At 71.0% G+C, this 17996-nt stretch carries 14 protein-coding genes and 2 pseudogenes; 7 read left to right on the top strand and 9 right to left on the bottom strand.

The genetic code is table 11. The features are described from left to right. Positions 1–90 precede the first annotated feature (90 nt). The gene (locus ACIRJR_RS16545; protein ID WP_403780230.1) at positions 91–720 is read left to right on the top strand and encodes a TetR/AcrR family transcriptional regulator C-terminal ligand-binding domain-containing protein; all 630 of its coding nucleotides are present in this window, start codon (positions 91–93) and stop codon (positions 718–720) included. Between the two features lie 427 nt (positions 721–1147). After that, the gene (locus ACIRJR_RS16540; RefSeq protein ID WP_403780227.1) at positions 1148–4546 is read left to right on the top strand and encodes a CARDB domain-containing protein; all 3399 of its coding nucleotides are present in this window, start codon (positions 1148–1150) and stop codon (positions 4544–4546) included. Positions 4547–4690: 144 nt separating this feature from the next. Here ACIRJR_RS16540 and ACIRJR_RS16535 read toward each other — a convergent pair whose 3' ends face one another. The 3 genes from ACIRJR_RS16535 to ACIRJR_RS16525 form a co-directional block, all read right to left on the bottom strand. Next, complete coding sequence (locus ACIRJR_RS16535) at positions 4691–5410, bottom strand: SGNH/GDSL hydrolase family protein (protein ID WP_403780224.1); 720 nt, start codon at positions 5408–5410, stop codon at positions 4691–4693. After that, a complete protein-coding gene (locus ACIRJR_RS16530) occupies positions 5407–5877 on the bottom strand; it encodes a cupin domain-containing protein (RefSeq protein ID WP_403780221.1) in 471 nt (156 codons plus the stop codon). The genes ACIRJR_RS16535 and ACIRJR_RS16530 overlap by 4 nt, the downstream gene beginning before the upstream one ends. Before the next feature lie 82 nt (positions 5878–5959). Then, positions 5960–6799 carry a helix-turn-helix domain-containing protein gene (locus tag ACIRJR_RS16525; protein WP_403780218.1) on the bottom strand — a complete coding sequence of 280 codons (840 nt, stop codon included), beginning with the start codon at positions 6797–6799 and terminating at the stop codon, positions 5960–5962. Positions 6800–7308: 509 nt separating this feature from the next. Between ACIRJR_RS16525 and ACIRJR_RS16520 the strand changes: the two genes are divergently transcribed. Further along, positions 7309–8763, top strand: a complete 1455-nt coding sequence (locus tag ACIRJR_RS16520; RefSeq protein WP_403780374.1) for an arabinose isomerase — start codon at positions 7309–7311, stop codon at positions 8761–8763. A 112-nt stretch (positions 8764–8875) separates the two neighbouring features. Next, entirely contained in the window at positions 8876–10018 is a 1143-nt protein-coding gene (locus tag ACIRJR_RS16515; protein ID WP_403780215.1) for a winged helix DNA-binding domain-containing protein, read from the top strand. 198 nt (positions 10019–10216) lie between these two features. Here the strand turns inward: ACIRJR_RS16515 and ACIRJR_RS16510 are convergent, their stop codons facing one another. Further along, positions 10217–10738: an ATP-binding protein gene (locus ACIRJR_RS16510; protein ID WP_403780212.1), complete on the bottom strand. Its 522-nt coding sequence runs from the start codon at positions 10736–10738 to the stop codon at positions 10217–10219. Positions 10739–11032: 294 nt separating this feature from the next. Between ACIRJR_RS16510 and ACIRJR_RS16505 the strand changes: the two genes are divergently transcribed. Then, the gene (locus tag ACIRJR_RS16505) at positions 11033–11863 is read left to right on the top strand and encodes a hypothetical protein (protein WP_403780209.1); all 831 of its coding nucleotides are present in this window, start codon (positions 11033–11035) and stop codon (positions 11861–11863) included. A 58-nt stretch (positions 11864–11921) separates the two neighbouring features. On the opposite strand, the pseudogene ACIRJR_RS16500 reads toward ACIRJR_RS16505, so the two are convergent. Then, positions 11922–12040: pseudogene (locus ACIRJR_RS16500) on the bottom strand (IS630 family transposase); the annotation flags it as partial. Between the two features lie 82 nt (positions 12041–12122). Between ACIRJR_RS16500 and ACIRJR_RS16495 the strand changes: the two are divergent. Together ACIRJR_RS16495 and ACIRJR_RS16490 are read left to right on the top strand one after the other, a co-directional pair. Next, positions 12123–12492, top strand: a pseudogene (locus ACIRJR_RS16495) (hypothetical protein); the annotation flags it as partial. 137 nt (positions 12493–12629) lie between these two features. Then, entirely contained in the window at positions 12630–12761 is a 132-nt protein-coding gene (locus ACIRJR_RS16490; protein ID WP_403780206.1) for a hypothetical protein, read from the top strand. A gap of 21 nt (positions 12762–12782) precedes the next feature. On the opposite strand, the gene ACIRJR_RS16485 is transcribed toward ACIRJR_RS16490, so the two are convergent. The 4 genes from ACIRJR_RS16485 to ACIRJR_RS16470 form a co-directional block, all read right to left on the bottom strand. After that, a complete protein-coding gene (locus ACIRJR_RS16485; protein WP_403780203.1) occupies positions 12783–13409 on the bottom strand; it encodes a dihydrofolate reductase family protein in 627 nt (208 codons plus the stop codon). Between the two features lie 361 nt (positions 13410–13770). Then, on the bottom strand, positions 13771–15720 hold the full coding sequence (locus ACIRJR_RS16480) for a glycogen debranching N-terminal domain-containing protein (RefSeq protein ID WP_403780200.1): 1950 nt from the start codon (positions 15718–15720) through the stop codon (positions 13771–13773). Next, positions 15717–17111 carry an MGH1-like glycoside hydrolase domain-containing protein gene (locus ACIRJR_RS16475; protein WP_403780197.1) on the bottom strand — a complete coding sequence of 465 codons (1395 nt, stop codon included), beginning with the start codon at positions 17109–17111 and terminating at the stop codon, positions 15717–15719. Before ACIRJR_RS16475 ends, ACIRJR_RS16480 begins: the two co-directional genes overlap by 4 nt. Beyond that, on the bottom strand, positions 17108–17908 hold the full coding sequence (locus tag ACIRJR_RS16470; RefSeq protein WP_403780194.1) for a sugar phosphate isomerase/epimerase family protein: 801 nt from the start codon (positions 17906–17908) through the stop codon (positions 17108–17110). Before ACIRJR_RS16470 ends, ACIRJR_RS16475 begins: the two co-directional genes overlap by 4 nt. Positions 17909–17996 lie beyond the last annotated feature (88 nt).

The following is a 17996-nucleotide window of genomic DNA, read 5'->3' as shown; positions in this document are numbered from 1 at the left end:
TCCTCTCGGCAAGGCTACCTAGTGCGACAACTGTCGCGTTAAGATGCTGGCACGGCCCGGCACGTCGATCAACCGGATACTGGAACTCTGATGACAGACCCGACAGGCCCGACGGCCACCACGCCGGACCGCCGTCCGGGCGGCCGCACCGCCCGCATCCGTGCCCAGGTCCTCGACGCGGTGCGTGCCGAACTCGCGGACAGCGGTCACGAGGGGCTCACGATGGAGGGCGTCGCGACCCGTGCGGGAGTGCACCGCACCACTGTCTACCGGCGCTGGCGCGACGTGGGTGGCCTGCTCGTCGATCTCATCGACGCCGCCGGTGAGATCGACTGGCAGCCGCCGGACACCGGCTCCCTGCGCGGCGATCTGACGTCCCTCAACCAGGAGATCCAGGAATCCCTGGTCGTGCGGCCGTCCTTCGCCGTCGCGCTGATGGCGGCCTCGTTCCACTCCGAACAGGCCGCCCGGGCCCAGACCCGGCTGTGGGCGGACCGGTACGCCCAGTGCGAGATCCTCGTCGAGCGTGCCGTCGGCCGCGGCGAACTCCCCGCACGGTGCGCGGACGCGCGGAGCCTGCTCATCGCCGCCACGGCGCCGCTCTACCACCAACTGGTACTCCTGCGCGCCGACTCCGACCCGCATCTCCCGGAACGGGCTGCCGAGGCGGCGGTGCTGGCGGCTGCCGCGGGTGCCTTCCCCGTTCGTCCGGGCGGCTGAGTCTCGCGGCCGCCCGGCCCCCGGAGCGCGCCGGCTCGCACTCCGGGAGCCGGCCCGGGCGACGCGGGGTTCCTTCCGCTTCGGGGCTGCCGTGCGTCCTCCCGGGCCGGTGCCGAACTGCGCGGACGGGGGTACGGACGTGGGCGCCCGAGTGAGAACCGTTGACAAATGTGTCACCTGCTAGAAACCTGTCACCTCGACACCGCAAAAAATTGACCGGATCACTCAAAATCCTAGGCAATACGCGCGAGTTCCCGGCAGGTGGCCCTGCTCTCTCACCTGTCGGTGTCCCGGATCGTCCCCCCATCGGTGTACCGGCAGCCCGCCCGGGCCCGTCGCCGGCCACCCGGCACGTACTGCGCCGGGCGGACGGCGACGCCTCGGCACGCCCTCGCCGGTCCCGCAGTCCCACGGAACTGAGGACAGCATGAGATGGAAGCAACTCGGCCGGCGGTTCGCCGTCGGTGCGGTGGCGGCCGCGCTGATGACCGTCGGCCTCCTGCCGGTCACCGCCACGGCCGCCGCGCAGAGCCCCGACCTGGCCCTCGGTAAGCAGGTCACGACCAGCGGGTCGCACGGCGCCTACCCGGCGTCGAACATCACCGACGGCAGCCAGCAGACGTACTGGGAGAGTCCCGGAACGTTCCCGCAGTGGGTCCGGATCGACCTGGGCAACGCGTTCGACGTCGACCGGGTGGTGCTGAAACTGCCGGCCACGTGGGAGGCGCGGACCCAGACGCTCGGCGTCCAGGGCAGTACCGACGGAAGCACCTTCGGCGCGCTGTCGGCTTCCGCCGCCCGGGCGTTCAGCCCGGAGGCCGGCAACGCCGTCACCATCGACTTCACCGCGAAGCAGGCGCGGTACATCCGTGTGCAGGTGACCGCCAACAGCGGCTGGAACGCCGCTCAGCTCTCCCAGGTCGAGGTCTACGGCGAGGACGGCGGCGAAGACCCGGGCCCGCCGGCCTCCGAGGGCTCCAACCTGGCGCTGAACAAGCCGATCGAGGCGTCGTCGTACGCCCAGACCTACGTGGCCGCCAACGCCAACGACGACAGGACCGGCACGTACTGGGAGTCGAACGGCCACCCCTCGACGCTCACGGTGAAGCTCGGAGCCGACGCCGACATCGAGGCCGTCGTCGTCAAGCTCTCCCCGGACCAGGCATGGGCGACCCGTACGCAGAGCGTCCAGGTGCTCGGCCGCGCCCAGTCCGCCACGGCGTTCACCTCCCTGAAGAACCGGGCCGACTACGTGTTCAATCCGACCGGAAACCAGAACACGGTGACCGTTCCGGTCACTGGGCGGTACGCGGACGTCCAGCTCAAGTTCTTCTCCAACACCGGTGCTCCCGGGGCCCAGGTCGCGGAGATCCAGGTCGTCGGGACCGCCGCGCCCAACCCCGACCTGACCGTGTCCGAACTGACGTGGTCGCCCGCGTCGCCGTCCGAGAAGGACGACGTCACCGTGCGGGCCACCGTCCGCAACACCGGCACCTCGGCGGCCGCCGCGACGGCCGTCGACGTCAGTCTGGAGGGCGTCGTCGCCGGCAGCGCACCCGTGGGCGCGCTCGCCGCCGGAGCGTCGGCCACCGTGGCGGTGGACGTCGGCAGGCGCCCGATGGGCACGTACGGCGTCTCGGCGGTGGTCGACCCGACCGACACGGTCGTCGAGCAGGACAACAGCAACAACAGCCGCACCGCGCCTGAGAAGCTGGTCGTGGGCCAGAGCCCCGGGCCCGACCTCGAGGTGCTCGGCATCACGTCCAGTCCGTCCAGCCCCGCCGTGGGAGCTCCCGTCACCTTCACCGTGTCCGTCCGCAACCGCGGCACGACCGCGGTGAGTTCCTCGACGGTCACCCGCCTTCTGGTGGAGAGCACCACACTGAACGGCACGACCGGGGCGGTCCCCGCCGGAGGCACGGTCAGCGTGCCCGTCAGCGGGAGCTGGACCGCGAAGAGCGGCGGGGCCAACGTGACCGCGACCGCGGACGCCACCGGCGTCGTCCCGGAGACCAACGAGAGCAACAACGTCTACTCACGGGCCATCGTGGTCGGCCGAGGAGCGGCTGTCCCCTACACCGAGTACGAGGCCGAACAGGGCACGTACAAGGGGACGTTGCTGAAGTCCGACAAGGAGCGCACCTTCGGGCACACCAACTTCGCCACGGAGTCCTCGGGGCGCGAGTCCGTGCGGCTCAACTCCACCGGTGAGTACGTCGAGGTCACCTCCACCGTGCCCTCGAACTCGATCGTGGTCCGCAACTCCGTCCCCGACGCCCCCGGAGGAGGCGGGGCCGAGGCCACGATCAGCCTGTACGCCGACAACACCTTCGTCCGGAAACTGACACTCTCCTCCAAGCACAGCTGGCTCTACGGCGACACGGACAGCCCGGAAGGCCTGACCAACCAGCCGGGGGCGGACGCCCGCAGGCTGTTCGACGAGTCCAACGCCCTGCTCGGCCGGACCTTCCCCGCGGGGACCAAGTTCCGCCTCCAGCGGGACGCGGGCGACTCGGCCTCCTTCTACATCATCGACCTGGTGGACCTGGAACAGGTGGCACCCGCAACGGCCCAGCCCGCCGGCTGCACCTCGATCACCACGTACGGAGCCGTCCCGAACGACGGCATCGACGACACGGACGCCCTCCAGCGTGCGGTGACGGCCGATCAGAACGGCGACATCGGCTGCGTGTGGATCCCGCCGGGGCAGTGGCGGCAGGAACAGAAGATCCTGACCGACGACCCCCTGAACCGGGGCCAGTTCAACCAGGTCGGCATCAAGGACGTCACCATCCGCGGCGCGGGTATGTGGCACTCCCAGCTGTACACCCTCACCCAGCCCCAGAACGCCGGAGGTATCAACCACCCGCACGAGGGGAACTTCGGCTTCGACATCGACGACAACACCAAGATCTCGGACCTGGCGATCTTCGGCTCCGGGACCATCCGCGGCGGGGACGGCAACGCCGAGGGCGGAGTGGGCCTGAACGGGCGCTTCGGCGAGGGCACCGCGATCACCAACGTGTGGCTGGAGCACGCGAACGTGGGTGTCTGGGTGGGCCGCGACTACGACAACATCCCTGATCTCTGGGGACCCGGCGACGGCGTCGAGTTCACGGGCATGCGGATCCGCAACACCTATGCCGACGGCATCAACTTCGCCAACGGGACGCGCGACTCGACGGTGTTCAACTCCTCCTTCAGGAACACGGGTGACGACGCGCTGGCCGTGTGGTCGAGCAAGTACGTGAAGAACCCCTCGGTGGACATCGGCCACGACAACCACTTCCGCAACAACACGATCCAGCTGCCGTGGAGGGCCAACGGCATCGCGATCTACGGCGGTTACGGCAACACCATCGAGAACAACATCATCTCCGACACGATGAACTACCCCGGCATCATGCTGGCCATGGACCATGACCCGCTGCCCTTCTCCGGGCAGACGCTGATCGCCAACAACGCGCTTCACCGCACGGGAGGGGCGTTCTGGGGCGAGGCCCAGGAATTCGGCGCGATCACGTTGTTCGCGGCGGGCCAGGACATCCCCGGCGTGACCATCCGTGACACCGACATCCACGACTCCACCTACGACGGGATCCAGTTCAAGTCGGGAGGCGGCTCCGTGCCCGGAGCGCAGATCTCGCACGTCCGCATCGACAATTCCGTCAACGGATCCGGGATCCTGGCACATGGCGGCGCACGGGGCAGCGCGACCCTGACCGATGTCACCGTCACCGGCTCCGCCGACGGCGACGTGGTCATCGAACCCGGATCGCAGTTCGTCATCAACGGCAGCGCCGGGGGAGCGGCAGCCCGGAAGTAGATCCGGCCCCCGGACGGGACATCACCCGGCCTTCCGGCCGGCCCGCCTGAGGAGCGGGCCGGCCGGAAGAGCCGGGCGGACGGGTAACGGCCCGGCCGGGAGCGGACCGCCGGGGAGCGGAGCAGCTGTAGGGCCGCGCCGCGGCTACGCGCTCCGGGGCAGCAGACCGGCGTCGATGACCTCAGCGACGAGGGCGGCGCCGCGGCTGTTCTGGTGGATGTGGTCGGTCGTGAGTACGAGGCCTCGCCGCCGCGAGATCGTGTCGAGGCTGCGGCGCAGCACTGCGTGCTGGACGAGGACGCCGACGGCCGCTGCGGGCGTGACCTCCCGGTACGAAATCGGCGGAGGGTCCGCTCGGCGCAGTTCTTCGGTCTGGCGTTCGTGGAGCGGAAGGTAGGCCACCTCGTTGGTGGTGGCGACCTCGGCGATCATCCGGCTGTACGCCCGCGATGCCTGTGCCGCCGCTCCGTCGAGCTGCTGGCCGAGTACCGGTAGCGACAGCAGACCGATCGTCGCGTCGGTCTCCGCTCGCAGCCGTGCGACGACGTCCCCCAGGCACTGTTGGAACCAGCCGGTCGAGGGGCGGTCAGGGAGCTGCTTGCGCTTCATGGCTTGCTCGACGGGGTAGCCGGCAAGGCTCGCCCGGGCGTCGTTGGTCCCGATCAGCACGGTGATCACATCGGGTGGGTTCGTGACGACGGCATCGAGGCGCTGCAAGAGGTTGTAGGCGAAGTCGCCGTTGGTGCCGAAACGGGCAGGCTGCACATCACCGGGAGGGTGGCGTCGTGCGAGAAGATCCAGGTAGTCCACGCTGAACTGTGCGCGGGTGAGGCTGTCGCCGAGGCACGCGATGCGTGTCGTCACGGCGCTTCCTCCGGGCCGGGCGTGCCGACGCGTTCAGTCGGGCGGGTGCCGGTCCGAGGGCGGTGGTCGGTGCCGAGGGTCGGGGTGATGGCCAGGAGGGACGCAGGCCCGTCCGTGTCGACCACGTGCCATACCCCTGCCGGGTTGATCGTGGCCTCGCCCGGTCCGAGCAGAACGCGGTCGAGGGCCCCGTCCACGTCGCGGGTCACCGTCACGGACCCGGTGAGGCAGACGACCAGTTCGTCGCCCGCGGGGTGGCTCTCCCAGTGGTCGCCGAGCCCGTCGTCGTCGAAGATCATCACCATCCGGCCCTCGGCGCCGTCTGCCGCGACCGCGGCGCTGTAGGCACGGAGCACCTCCGGGTCCCAGGTGAAGCCCTCGACGGGTCTCGCTCTCGATCCCAGTCCCAGGTGCACGGGGGTGGTCCGCAGGTCCGTCGCATCGCGTTCGTGGTTGACGAGTCTCATGCCGACGATCGTCCACGACGGCGATCGGGCGGTCTTGAAGAAAATGGAAGAGATGCCGAGGCGACGACCAGACGGCTCGCTGCTACCCGGCTCCGAGGAGGACTTCGCCGCGACGCCAGGCCGTCGGCGATCGGCCGGTGAACTCGCGCCAGTCCCGCACGAGATGGGCCTGGTCGGCGTAGCCGGAGACGGTCGCCACGTCGCCCCACGGGAGCGGGTCCCGCGCCGCCGCCAGCTCGTGCGCGTGCTCGAAGCGCAGGACTCGGGCGAAGGTCTTCGGCGACAGGCCCACCTCACCGCGAAACCGCTCGGTGAGGTGCCGATGGCTCCAGCCGAGTTCCGCGGCGACCGCACCGATCTGGACGCAACCCCGCGCGGCTACGAGGTGGCGCCATGCCTCGGCCACCTCGGGGCGCACCCCGCGCACATGGTCGCCGCAGGCGCCACGGCCGACAGCTCGGAGGAGCGATTCGTCCAGCGCGGTGAACCGCGTCGCCCATGTCGTCGCCGATCGGAGCCGGTCGACCAGCTCGACGGCAAGAGCTCCGAGAAGCTCGTCAAGTGGGACCAGCCGGTGGGCGAGCTCGGCGGCGGGCATGCCGTAGACGGCCCGGGCCCCGAGCGGTGTCAGCGATACCTGAACACCTTGCTGGCGTCCGTCGTGGTGAATCGCGACGGACCGGCACATCAGACCGCCGGCCACGCTGCCGAATCGGGTGACCGGTGACCCGTCGTCGACGCCCGCCGCCACCTCCAGAGGATCCGACAGGCTGATCACCGCGGTGAGCGCGCGGCCCGGCGGGCCGCAGTGCACACCCGTAGGGAGCCCGCGGAGGTCGAAGCCGACATACGAGTCGACGTACTCCCGCAGGGCGGGCGCCGGACGTGCACCGATCCCGGTGGTTGTCTGGTGGTCCTGCATTCTCGTCAGTGTACGAGCCGCCCAGCCCAGGAGGATCAGCATCCAGGGACCGATCACCGCTGTCTGCGGCGAAAGCGGTGCAGTCCATGGCGATGCCTGCTGGCTCAGGAGCATTCGGACCCCACGGACGTACAAGTACGAGCCTTCACGCGAGAGTTGTCCGGTCGGTGCGCGGCCCGGGTGGGGGCAGCGCCGAGATGCGGGTCGAAGGCGATGAACCGGTCTCGAGTCTCTGAGCGCCCCGCCCCCGTCAGGCCCTCCGGTGGATCCCCTCGGCGGTCGTCTCCTCCGGCACGGTCTGCTTCCGCCACGGTGAACCTACGGCCCCAGCAGCACTTTCGCGCCCGTCCTGCCGCCGCCGAGATCGCTTCCCGCCCACGGAGGACGGTTGGGCACGATCCGTTCCCGCGCATGCATTGATACGTTTCAACCCCTTGTCGGGATGTGCCGGAGCTGCTTAATCTCGCCGCAGCGGACCATCGGGGAAGGGGCTCTTGGTGACTGACGACATCTCCACCGCGGTGCTCGACGGGGCTCTCGTCCCCGTCCGGCGGCGACCTGCGCGTGTAGGACTGGTGTCCGGCGGGCTCGGTGCGTACTGGCCGCAGTTCCCCGGTCTCCTCGACCGGCTGCGGGAGTCGGCGCGCTTCGTCACGCGACGGTTCGAGGGGATGGGCTGTGAGGTGGTCGACGCGGGCTTCGTCTCCGACCCGCAGGAGGCGTCCAAGGCCGCGGAAGTGCTGCGCAGGGCCGACTGCGACATCGTGGTGACGTTCCTGACGACGTATCTGACAGCCTCCATGGTGCTGCCGATCGCCCAGCGCGCCCACACCCCGGTGCTGGTCATCGACCTCCAGCCGACCGAGGCGATGGACCACCCGAACACCGGCACCGGCGAGTGGCTGGCCTACTGCGGCCAATGTCCGCTGCCCGAGGTCGCCCAGGTCTTCCGGCGAAGCGGGATCCCCTTCCGCTCGGTCTCGGGCCATCTGCACGACGACAACGCCTGGACGCGGATCGGCAGGTGGATCGGGGCGGCGGGTGTGCGCGGGGTGATGCGTCACGGGCGGCACGGTCTGATGGGGCACCTCTACCCCGGCATGCTGGACGTCTCGACGGACATGACGATGGTGTCCGCTCAGTTCGGCGGGCATGTGGAGGTGCTGGAGTTCGACGACCTGCGCGTCAGGGTCGCCGCGGTGACCGACGGGCAAGCGGCTGAACGTGTCGCACTGGCCCGCAGGGTGTTCACCCTCGACGCTTCGGTGAACGAGGCGGACCTCGACTGGGCGGCCCGCGTCTCCGCGGGGCTGGACCGTCTGGTGGAGGACTTCGGGCTCGACAGCCTCGCCTACTACCACCGCGGCCTCGACGGTGAGATCCACGAACGGCTCGGCGCGGGCATGATCCTGGGTGCCTCTCTGCTGACGGCGCGCGGGATCCCGGTCGCAGGGGAGTACGAGCTCCGCACCAGTCTCGCCATGCTGATCGCCGACACGCTCGGTGCGGGCGGGTCGTTCACGGAGCTCCAGGCGCTCGACTTCCGTGACGGAGTGGTCGAGATGGGGCACGACGGGCCGGCGCATCTCGCCATCTCGTCCAAGGACCCCCTCCTCCGGGGCCTGGGTGTGTACCACGGCAAGCGTGGCTACGGCGTGAGCGTGGAGTTCGACGTGAGACACGGGCCGGTCACCACCTTCGGGATCGGCCAGGAGGCGGACGGCGCGTTCAGCTTCATCGTCTCCGAGGGCGAGGTCGTCCCGGGACCCTTGCTGGAGATCGGGAACACCACCTCACGTGTCGACTTCGGCTTCGACCCGGGGGAGTGGACCGATGCCTGGTCCTCGGCCGGCACCGGCCACCACTGGACCCTGTGCACCGGCCACCGCGCCAAGGACCTCAAGGCCGCGGCCGACCTGCTCGGCATCCTCTTCCGGCAGGTCGACGGCCCCAACGACCTCTGAGGGGAACCCGTTTCGCCGGCCTCCAGGGCCGCGCACGCCGGACCGGGCCTCCGGCCGACGCCCGTGCGGACCCCTTCTCGCGTTCACGCGTGGGAGAGGCCACAATCCGTCCATGTCTCTCACCGCACGGCAGCTCGTCCTGGCGACCCTGGACCGTCAACTCCTGCTCGAGCGGCGGCGACTCGACGTCGCCGAGGCCGTTCGCCGGGTCTGCGCCCTCCAGGCGCAGACGCCCGCCTCGCCCTATCTGGCACTGTGGAACCGCGTGCAGGACTTCGTGCCGGCCGACCTCGACGCGGCGTTCGCGGACCGGCGGGTCGTGAAGGCCACGCTCATGCGCATCACTCTGCACGCCGTCCACGCCGACGACTACGCGCCTTACCACGCTGCCATGTCCAGCTGTCTGCGGGCGTCTCGGCTGCACGACCGCCGCTTCACCTCGACAGGGCTGTCCCGTGCGGAAGCCGACGTCCTGCTCCCCGAACTCGCCGAGTTCCTCGCGCTGCCGCGTACCGGGGCCGAGGTCGAGGGGGAGCTGGCAGGGCGCTTCGGTGAGCACGCGCACCGCGTGTGGTGGGCCCTGCGGACGTACGCGCCGGTCCATCACTTCCCCTCCGGAGGCCCGTGGTCGTTCGGTCCCCGGAACTCCTATCGTGCCGCGACGGCGACGCGGGAGAAGGCGGCTCCGCCGGAGGCGGCTGCCGGTGTCCGGCGACTGCTCTGCGCCTACCTGCGGGCTTTCGGTCCCGCGTCCGCACAGGACTTCGCCCGGTTCACCCTGCTTCCGCGCGCCACGGTCACCCGTGCGCTGGACGAACTCGGCGGCGAGGTCGTGCGGGTGGCCGGCCCGGGCCGAGCTCCCCTGTTCGACGTCGAAGGCGCCGCCGTGCCCGCCGAGGACACTCCGGCGCCGCCGAGGCTGCTGGCGATGTGGGACAGCACGCTGCTGGCCCATGTCGTCCCCGGCCGCCTCATGCCCCCGGAGTACCGTCCGCTGGTCGTCCGGCGCAACGGCGACGTGCTTCCCTGCCTGCTGGTCGACGGCCAGGTCGCCGGTGTCTGGCGCGCGGTCGACGGCGGAGTCGAACTGTCCTCCTTCCACACGCTGGGCAGAACCGCGTGGATGGAGCTGACCGAGGAGGCGGGCAAGCTGTCGGCCCTGCTGGCCGACCGGGAACCAGCCGTCTACCGGCGGTACGGACACTGGTGGGACAAGGGTTTCCCCGTGGCCGAGACCAGGGTCGTCAAGGGCTGACCGGCTCGCCGGACCCGTGCGACCCGACGGCAACACATGGGGAGGCGGCACCTCTCTGCGTCAGGCAGGTCTCATCATCGGTGCGGTCGGACATCGGGTGGGGGCTGCTGGACGTCAGCCGCGTCCTGGCCGAGCGCCGGGAGATCCTCCGAACCGGCTCCGTGCGGCGCGATCGCGCGAACGGGTGCAGGACGGAGCTCAGTTCTTGACGGAGCCCGCGATCTCCCGGGCGGCCTCGGCGGGTGTGAGGTGGGTGGTGTCGACGACCTCGGCCTCGCTGTGCAGCCAGGTGCGGGCCGCCTCGGCATACGGTTCGAGGTGGGCGAGGCGGAACGAGGAAGGGCCGAGAACGGTGTCACCCTGGATACGCCCACGGAGGGTGTCCTGGTCGGCATGGAGGACGAAGTGCCGTACGGGAATGTCATGTCGGGCGAGACCGGAGCTGATCTCGCGCCAGTACTGCTCGACCAGGACGGTCATGGGCATCACCAGGATGCCTCCGGTGTAGTCGAGCACCCGGCGGGCGGTCTCGACCACGAGTGGCCGCCACGGCGGCCAGTGCTGGAAGTTGTCCGTACCAGGCAGCCCCGGCGTGATGTCCATGAGCGTCTCGCCGACCTTCTCGGCGTCGAACACCCGGGAATCCGGGATCAGTTGCTGCACGAGAGCACTGGTCGTCGTCTTGCCTGCGCCGTGAGTGCCGTTGAGCCGTACGATCATGGGACCCACGCTGGTGCCGTATCAGCCGACGTTCGCCTCTTCGGACGTCGACAGGTAGGCGGCCTGCACCCTGCACCCTGGTCCTGCCGGCTCTGCCGGGCAACCGGCACGGGGACAACTTCACAACATGAGGAGCGGCCGGCACCGTGACTGGGCCGAGGTCCGCCCGCCGGGAAGACGAGGGCCCGCGCGCGCCCCGAAGGCCCCTTCGCTTCCGGTCAGTTGCGGATGTCCGTAGCGAATCCAACGGCTGTCCGAGGGCAACCTTGTGGCCCCATGCGTGGTCATACCGGCGTGACCTCCCCCCTGATCCTGCGAGGCCGTGGCACCACGGCCCATTTCGAAGGCCAGTCCGTCCTGCTGAAGCAGAACGGCACCCACCGCCGCATTCCGGTGCGGGCGATCCAGGGGGTACGGGCGGCCGGGGCCAGGGGCGACGCGGCCGAGATCGAGCTGACCAGCGCCGGAGGCGATCCCACCGTCTTCGTGGTGACCCGGTCCTCCCCGGCGGCCGTGACGGCCTTCGTCTCAGCGGTGACCTCAGTACTGCCCGAGCGGCGTGCCCCTCGCGACGGTATGGAGCTGGTGAGCGAGGAGACGTCTGCGGCTCCGTCGTGGCGGCTGTTCCTGACACGGTACTCCGGGGCGGTAGCGGCGGCCGTGTGCGCGGTGGTCCTCTGGACCGCCCTCGTGGTTTACGTCGCGGCGACGGGAGAGCCGGGCCAGTGGCTCATGCCACTCTTCGGGGCGCTGTTCCTGCTTGCCGCGGGCCGCTATCTGCAGCTGGCCGGCGGCATCATGCGTGACCACTGGTCCACCCGTCGTAATGGCATCACGGTCGCCGCGACCTTCGCAGGACGGAACAGCGCGCGCAAGGAGATCTGGCGGTTCACCGATGCGGAGGGCCGGGCACGCACCTACGTCGGCAGCGGGAAGACCGTCAGTCGCGACCCGCGCAGGATCGAGGTGCGCTACGACCCACGCCACGCCGACAAGCTGTACGCCCCTCAGCCGGTGCTCGTGTACGTGGTGGTCGGGGTCGTCGTGACCCCCATGCTGGCGGGTCTCCTCGCCATTGGGCTGTGGCTCACCCTCTGGCAGCTCGTCGACGTGCTCATGGGCTGACCCAGGCTGGGCCGCGCCGCGAGGAGGCCCGGACCGTCGGCGGTGCACTGGTGCCGTATCAGCCGACGTTCACCCTGTCGATGACGGCGCGTAGACGTCGGTCGTCGGTGTGGCGGTTTCGCCAGATGATGTAGCGGCGGATCATGCTGCCCTGTTCCTATGGGTGGCATGGTCGGTGCAACGGCGCGTCACGACAGGGCGAACGTTGCCTGATGCGGCACCAGCCCTCCGTCTTCTGGCGGGTCGCTGATTCGGCCGGCCGCTCGCCACGCCGGTGTTCGTCATGACGCACCACCCGCGCCCGTCGTTCACGCTCTCCGACGCCACGTTCCACTTCGTCGACGGCGACCCGGCCGCAGTGCCCAGGCGAAGCGGGCCGCGCAGGGCAAGGACGTCCGGCTCGGCGGCGGGGTCACGATCACCCGGCAGTTCCTCGAGGCCGGCCTCCTCGACACCTCGCATGTGGCGGTCGCGCCGACGAAGCCCGGCTCCGGGGTCCGGCTGGGGAGTCCCCCCGACGAGCTGCTCGAAGGTTCCACCGGGATGTCGCCCCCAGCCCGAGGGACGCCGTGGGTCGAGCCGCAGGGGGCAGGTCGCGCGGGCTGCGGCCCTCCTGCGCGGGCGGCTGAGCGGTCTGAAGGGAACAGTTTGGCTGTCGTACTTGCATTCGAGTTCAAGGAGCGGGATAAATGGTGTGAAGAAGGGCACAGGTAACTTTTCGGGAAGGCTGCGGTCCGCCGACCCGAACGACACGAGGTGAAGATCCATGGGCAAGATGACCTCCGCGATCAAGCAGTTGCGCGGACGGATCATGGAAGCGGACGGCAAGGCCCTGCAGAACCCGCGGCTGCGGGACGAAGGGCGCCGCCTGCAGGAGAAGGAGCGCGAGGGTCGGTAGCACCCACCCACTCCGCCCCCCTCAGGATGCCGGGCCCTGAGCTCCGGCGCCGTACACCCCGTGCTCAGGCAGTCCCGTCGACTCGAAGGTGTGCACCGAGAGCCCTCGCGGTGTCGTCCGGTGGCTGACGAGCCGCAGGCCGGCCGGGGCGCCGTCGTCCGGGAAGAGCCGTCGGCCCCGGCCGACCACGACCGGGGCGATCGCGAGCCGCAGTTCGTCGACCAGGCCCGCCGCCAGCAGCGACCGGGCGAGCCGGGAGCTGCCGTGGACCTGGAGGTCCCGGCCGGGCCTGCGCTTCACCTCGGCGACCTGTGACGGAACGTCCCCGTCCAGGATCGTCGTCGGGTTCCACCCGGCCTCGGCCATGCTGTGGGACGCGACGTACTTGGGCAGGCCGTTCATCAGGGGTGCGAAGGGGTGGTCGGTCATCGTCGGCCAGTCGCGGGCGAAGTTCTCGTAGGTGCGACGCCCGAAGAGCAACGCGTCAGCCGTGCCGAGCCAGCCGGCCGCCACCTCGATGAACTCCTCGTCCAGGTGCGGCACGAACCAGCCGCCCTGGTCGAAGCCGTCCGAGGGGTCCTCGTCAGGGGACCCCGGGCCCTGGGAGACACCGTCCAGGGTCAGGAACTGCTGAACGACAAGCCTCATCACGCATCGCTCTCTTCCGCTCCGGTGCGGTCCGGGACCACGTGGTCACGGGGCCGACTCTGCCACTTCTCGTGGGGCGGGACGGGGAGACACCCGACGGTTCTGCCGGGGTCGTACGGATGCCGTACGAGGAAGGCCGGCGGAAAGCCGGCCGGTCGGGGGTGCGGGAGAAGCGCCGTGCGGCCGGCGCCTCTCCCGCACCCCGGCGGCACGAGGGCTGCCGCTCAGCAGATGTCGGCCTCCACGGCCGGGCCGTCCCCCCGGGTGCTGTTGATCTGGGCCCGCGGTGAGATCTCGTCGTGGACGCGGAAGTGCCCCGGACACCCCACCGGCGTCCGGGGCCCCTTCTGCGGCAGCCCGGTCAGTCCGTCAGCCCCCGCAGCGCCGTGAGGACGGCCAGGGGGGTCGCCGCCGCCCACGCCTGCGGTGAGCAGGAGTGCGGATACGGCACGGGGCGGGGGTGCCGGTCGCGCGAGTAGCCCGCCATCACCTCGGGCAGCCGGTGCCCGTGGTGCGCCGACGCCTCCAGCAGACCGAGGGCGACCGTGCGGGCCTCGTGGTCGAGCCCGCACCGGGCCAGACCGAGCAGTACCACGGCGTTGTCGTGCGGCCAGGACGTACCCCGGTGGTACGAGAGCGGGTGGTACGCGGGCTGGCCGGACGCCAGGGTGCGGATGGCCCAGCCGGAGAAGAAGTCGGGCTCCAGCAGGCGGCGTCCCACGCGCTGGGCGCGAGGGCCGTCCAGGATTCCCGACCACAGCAGATGCCCGGCGTCCGAGGCCAGCGAGTCGACCTGCCTGCCCCGGCCGTCCAGAGCGAGCGCCGGGAAGTCGGGACCGGTCATCCAGAAGTCCCGCAGGAACCGCTCCCGCAGATCCGCGGCCGCACCGTCCAGCCGGTCGGCGTAGGCGGCGTCGCCCCACAGGGAGCGGGCCGCGCGCGCGGTGCGGACCAGCGCGTCGTAGGCGTATCCCTGCGCCTCGGCGACGGCGATCGGCCCCTCGGCCTGGGTGCCGTCGAGGAAGCAGATGGCGCCCTCGGAGTCCTTCCAGTTCTGGTTCACCAGGCCCCGCGGGTCGGGTGAGTAGACCAGGTATCCGCCGTCGTCCAGGCCTCCGTCGCGGAACATCCAGTCCACGGCGGCCCGTGCCTGGGGCTCCAGACGGGTGGCGAGCGTGTGATCGCCGGTCGCCCGGGTGTAGCTGTCCAGGAGCACCAGGAAGAGCGGGGTGGCGTCGACCGAGCCGTAGTAGCGGCCGTACGGCACCTGGCGGAAACGGGCCAGCTCGCCGTGCCGGATCTCGTGGACGATGCGCCCCGGCTGCTCGCCGCGGCCCGTGTCGTACACGGTTCCCTGGGTCGCGGCGAGGGCGAGAAGGGTCCCCTCCGCCAGTTCGGGCCGGTAGGGCAGCGCGAACAGCGAGGTGAAGAGGGAGTCCCGTCCGAAGAGGGTGAGGAACCAGGGGATTCCCGCCGCGGGCACCCGGACGTGCTCACCGTCCGGGCCGGTCGCGGGGACCCGCAGGGCGGCCAGGTCCCTCAGCCCGCGGGCGCACGCGGCGGCCAGACCGTCGGGTGCGTCCGGCGGGACGGGCAGCGCCGCGTCCGTGAAGGCGGACGTGTCCGCCGTCTGCTCCGCGACGGCCTCGGAAGGCGTGCCGACGAGGGCCGGCGAAGGGGCGCCGTGCGCGTACGCCGTGACGGTGAGCAGGAGTTCGGCCGCACCGTGGGCGGGCAGTTCCAGATGCCAGTCCAGCTGGTGAGCGGTGTCCTGTACGCCGGCGGGCCGGACGGCGGCCGGAGCGGGGGTGGCGCACACCGCCGTGCGGGAGACCCAGTCGCCGCGTTCGTAGGTGAACGTGACTCCGTCCGCGTGGACACGTGCCGTGTGCCGGGCGCCGTCCTTCTCGTAGCGGCGCTTGTCGGAGCGCAGTTCGAACTGGTCGGCGAAGTCGGCGTCCGCGGTCAGCGAGAGCACCGCGGTGACGGGCGCGGGACGGTTGTTGACCAACCGCAGACTCTCCGTCAGGACACCTGCGGCGACGGCCTGTTCACGGAAGACGGTGTAGGCGGCCGGTTCGTCCCGGGTGCCCGGGGGCGTGAGCACGCACAGGGCGGACGTCTCGCCCCCGGACGGGACGAGCACGTCGGGCGCGGTGCCGTCGACGGTGAGCGTCCAACGGCTCAGATGCCGTGCGTCGCGGTGGAACAGGCCGTCCGGGGAGGTGCCGCGGCGGCCCCGGACGCCGCCGTCCGCACCGAGGACTGCGAAGGTGCCCGCGCGCACCAGGGTGGTGTCCGTGCCGTTCACCCGCGTGCTCCGTCCGAGAAGACGTCCATCGCCCTGCCGGCGCCGTCCCGCCCGTCCGAGGCGGCCAGCAGATCGAGGGTGAGGGCCGCTGTCCAGCCGAAGGACCGGGTGCCACGGGCCCCGGCCGTGAAGGGGTCCACGTACTCCGCGAACGAGCTGGACCCGGCGGCGCCCAGCATGGCCGTGCGGAGCGTGTCCGCCGTGCGGTGGTGCCCGTACAGTCGCAGCCCCCGATCGAGCAGCCAGTTGGTGTTGAACCAGGCGGGACCGCGCCAGTAGCGCGAGGGGTCGAACGCGTGCCCCTCGATGTCGTACGACGGTGCCATCGGGACCTCGCCGAGGCGGAAGCCGCTCCCCGTCGCCGTGCCGAGCAGGGCCTCGACGACGTGCCGGGGGAGACCGGGGACGATCAGCGGGACGAGTCCGGCGACACTGCGCTCGGGGATCAGTTCGCCGCCCACCAGGTCACGGCTGAGGAACATGCCGTCAGCGGGTGACCAGAGCCGCTCCACCAGGGCCGCCGTGAGGCGCTCGGCGCGTGCCTCGTGGGGGGCGGGGTCCGCCCCCGTCTCGGCGGCGATCCGGGCGAGGGCGTACTCCGAGACGATCAGGAGCGCGTTGACGCAGGGGTCCTCGACCGCGAAGGCGTGCCCGCCCGGTACGTCCGCGTAGCCGCTGTCCCGGTAGTCGGCGGCGAGCCGTACGTACCGGCCGTAGTCCAGATCGGTGGGGCGCTCCGCGGCCTGTCCGTGGTCGAGGTCGGCGCGCCGGTACGAACCGGGCGGCGCGGGCTCGACGCGCTGCAGCGGGCCGTCCCAGCAGGGGCTGTTGTCCATACCGGGTTCCCACGGATGCACCATCGCCGCTAGCCCGCCGCCGCCGAGGTCACGGCTGCCCGTGAGGTAGTCGTGCCAGGCGACGAGGCGGCCGTACACGCGGGGCAGGAAGCCGCGGCCGCGTGAGGTCTCCGGATCCGCCTCGTGGACGAGCCACGCGGCGAGCGCGTGTACCGGAGGCTGCACGATGCCCGAGGTCTCGGTGCCGGCCGGCGCACCCGCCGGGGCGCCGTCCGTGGAGGAGCGCCAGAAGTCGGGGCTGGGGAAGTACGCGTCGAGAGGAACCGAGGGGCTGAACACGATGTGCGGCACGCGTCCGTCGGCCCACTGGGCGCCCAGCAGACTCTCCAGCTCGCCCTGGGCGCGGCGCACCGACAGATGGCGCAGGCCGATCGCGATGAACGCCGAGTCCCAGCTCCACTGGTGCGGATACAGGCCGCGCGACGGGACGGTGGAGGAGCCCGTCCAGTTGGTGAGGAGTACCCGTGCCGCGCCGCGCCGAAGGGTCAGGTCATCGGCGGCGGCGGGCACGGGGGTTTCGAGGAGCGTCGTCACGCGCCCGACCTCCGGAGGAACGCGGGGACGGAGCGGACGGCCGCGACCGGGTCGCCGGTCAGCCGGCACTCGGCGGCGAGGTAGCCGTCGTAGCCGATGCTGTGCAGGGCGCCGATCCAGGCCGGCCAGTCGAGGTGGCCGGCGCCCGGCTGGAAGCGGTTGGAGTCGCTGACCTGTGCGTGGCCGATGTACGGGGCCGCGGCGAGGATCGAGGCCGAGGGGTCGGCCTCCTCGATGTTCATGTGGTAGCTGTCGATGCCGATGCGGACGGAGTCCAGGCCCACCGTGCGGATGAGGTCCGCGGCCTGTTCCAGCCGGTTGACCATGTGGTCCTCGTACCGGTTGAGCGGCTCCAGGTACAGGGTGACGCCCTCGGCGCGCGCGTGCTCACCCAGCTCGGAGAGGCCGGCGAGCAGCACCTCGCGGTCCTGCTCCTCGCTGCGCGGCGGCTCGAAGGGCGGAAGCCTGCGCGAGAACATTCCGTACGACGCGGGGGTCTGCACACCCAGCGCCCCGATCTCGGCCGCGACGGAGAGCTGCGACTTCATCTGCTCCAGCGCGTCACGGCGCAGCCCGTCGTCGAACGCGGCGAAGAAGTGCAGCATGTCGACGCAGACGGTAGGCATGACCACACCGTCGGCGAGGGCCTGCTTCAGCTCGGGCAGGCGGTCGCGGAAGTGGAAGTCGCCCTTGGACCGCAGTTCCACGGCGTCGAAGCCGGACTCCTGGGCGAAGGCCCACTTCTCCTGGAGCGTGTCACCGGGGAGGAGCTGTTCCTGGCAGGCGGTTTTCAGCATGGGATGCCTTTCGGCGCCGACGGAGGGCGCTCGGGGGTTCTGGCTGTTCGTACGGGGGAGGGGGTGCCCGGTCGCCCGGGCCGACGGG

This window comes from Streptomyces sp. NPDC102402 (assembly GCF_044765765.1).
Lineage (GTDB): Bacteria > Actinomycetota > Actinomycetes > Streptomycetales > Streptomycetaceae > Streptomyces.
The sequence above is the reverse complement of the archived record's forward strand: the minus strand, read 5'-3'. Positions and strand labels throughout refer to the sequence as shown.

What these genes read in the sequence shown, in the direction of transcription:
- ACIRJR_RS16515 (WP_403780215.1), top strand. Translation starts at nt 8,876, where the DNA reads ATGTCTCTCACCGCACGGCAGCTCGTCCTGGCGACCCTGGACCGTCAA.
- ACIRJR_RS16485 (WP_403780203.1), bottom strand. Translation starts at nt 13,409, where the DNA reads ATGAGGCTTGTCGTTCAGCAGTTCCTGACCCTGGACGGTGTCTCCCAG.
- ACIRJR_RS16545 (WP_403780230.1), top strand. Translation starts at nt 91, where the DNA reads ATGACAGACCCGACAGGCCCGACGGCCACCACGCCGGACCGCCGTCCG.
- ACIRJR_RS16470 (WP_403780194.1), bottom strand. Translation starts at nt 17,908, where the DNA reads ATGCTGAAAACCGCCTGCCAGGAACAGCTCCTCCCCGGTGACACGCTC.
- ACIRJR_RS16490 (WP_403780206.1), top strand. Translation starts at nt 12,630, where the DNA reads ATGGGCAAGATGACCTCCGCGATCAAGCAGTTGCGCGGACGGATCATG.
- ACIRJR_RS16530 (WP_403780221.1), bottom strand. Translation starts at nt 5,877, where the DNA reads ATGAGACTCGTCAACCACGAACGCGATGCGACGGACCTGCGGACCACC.
- ACIRJR_RS16540 (WP_403780227.1), top strand. Translation starts at nt 1,148, where the DNA reads ATGAGATGGAAGCAACTCGGCCGGCGGTTCGCCGTCGGTGCGGTGGCG.
- ACIRJR_RS16525 (WP_403780218.1), bottom strand. Translation starts at nt 6,799, where the DNA reads ATGCAGGACCACCAGACAACCACCGGGATCGGTGCACGTCCGGCGCCC.
- ACIRJR_RS16510 (WP_403780212.1), bottom strand. Translation starts at nt 10,738, where the DNA reads ATGATCGTACGGCTCAACGGCACTCACGGCGCAGGCAAGACGACGACC.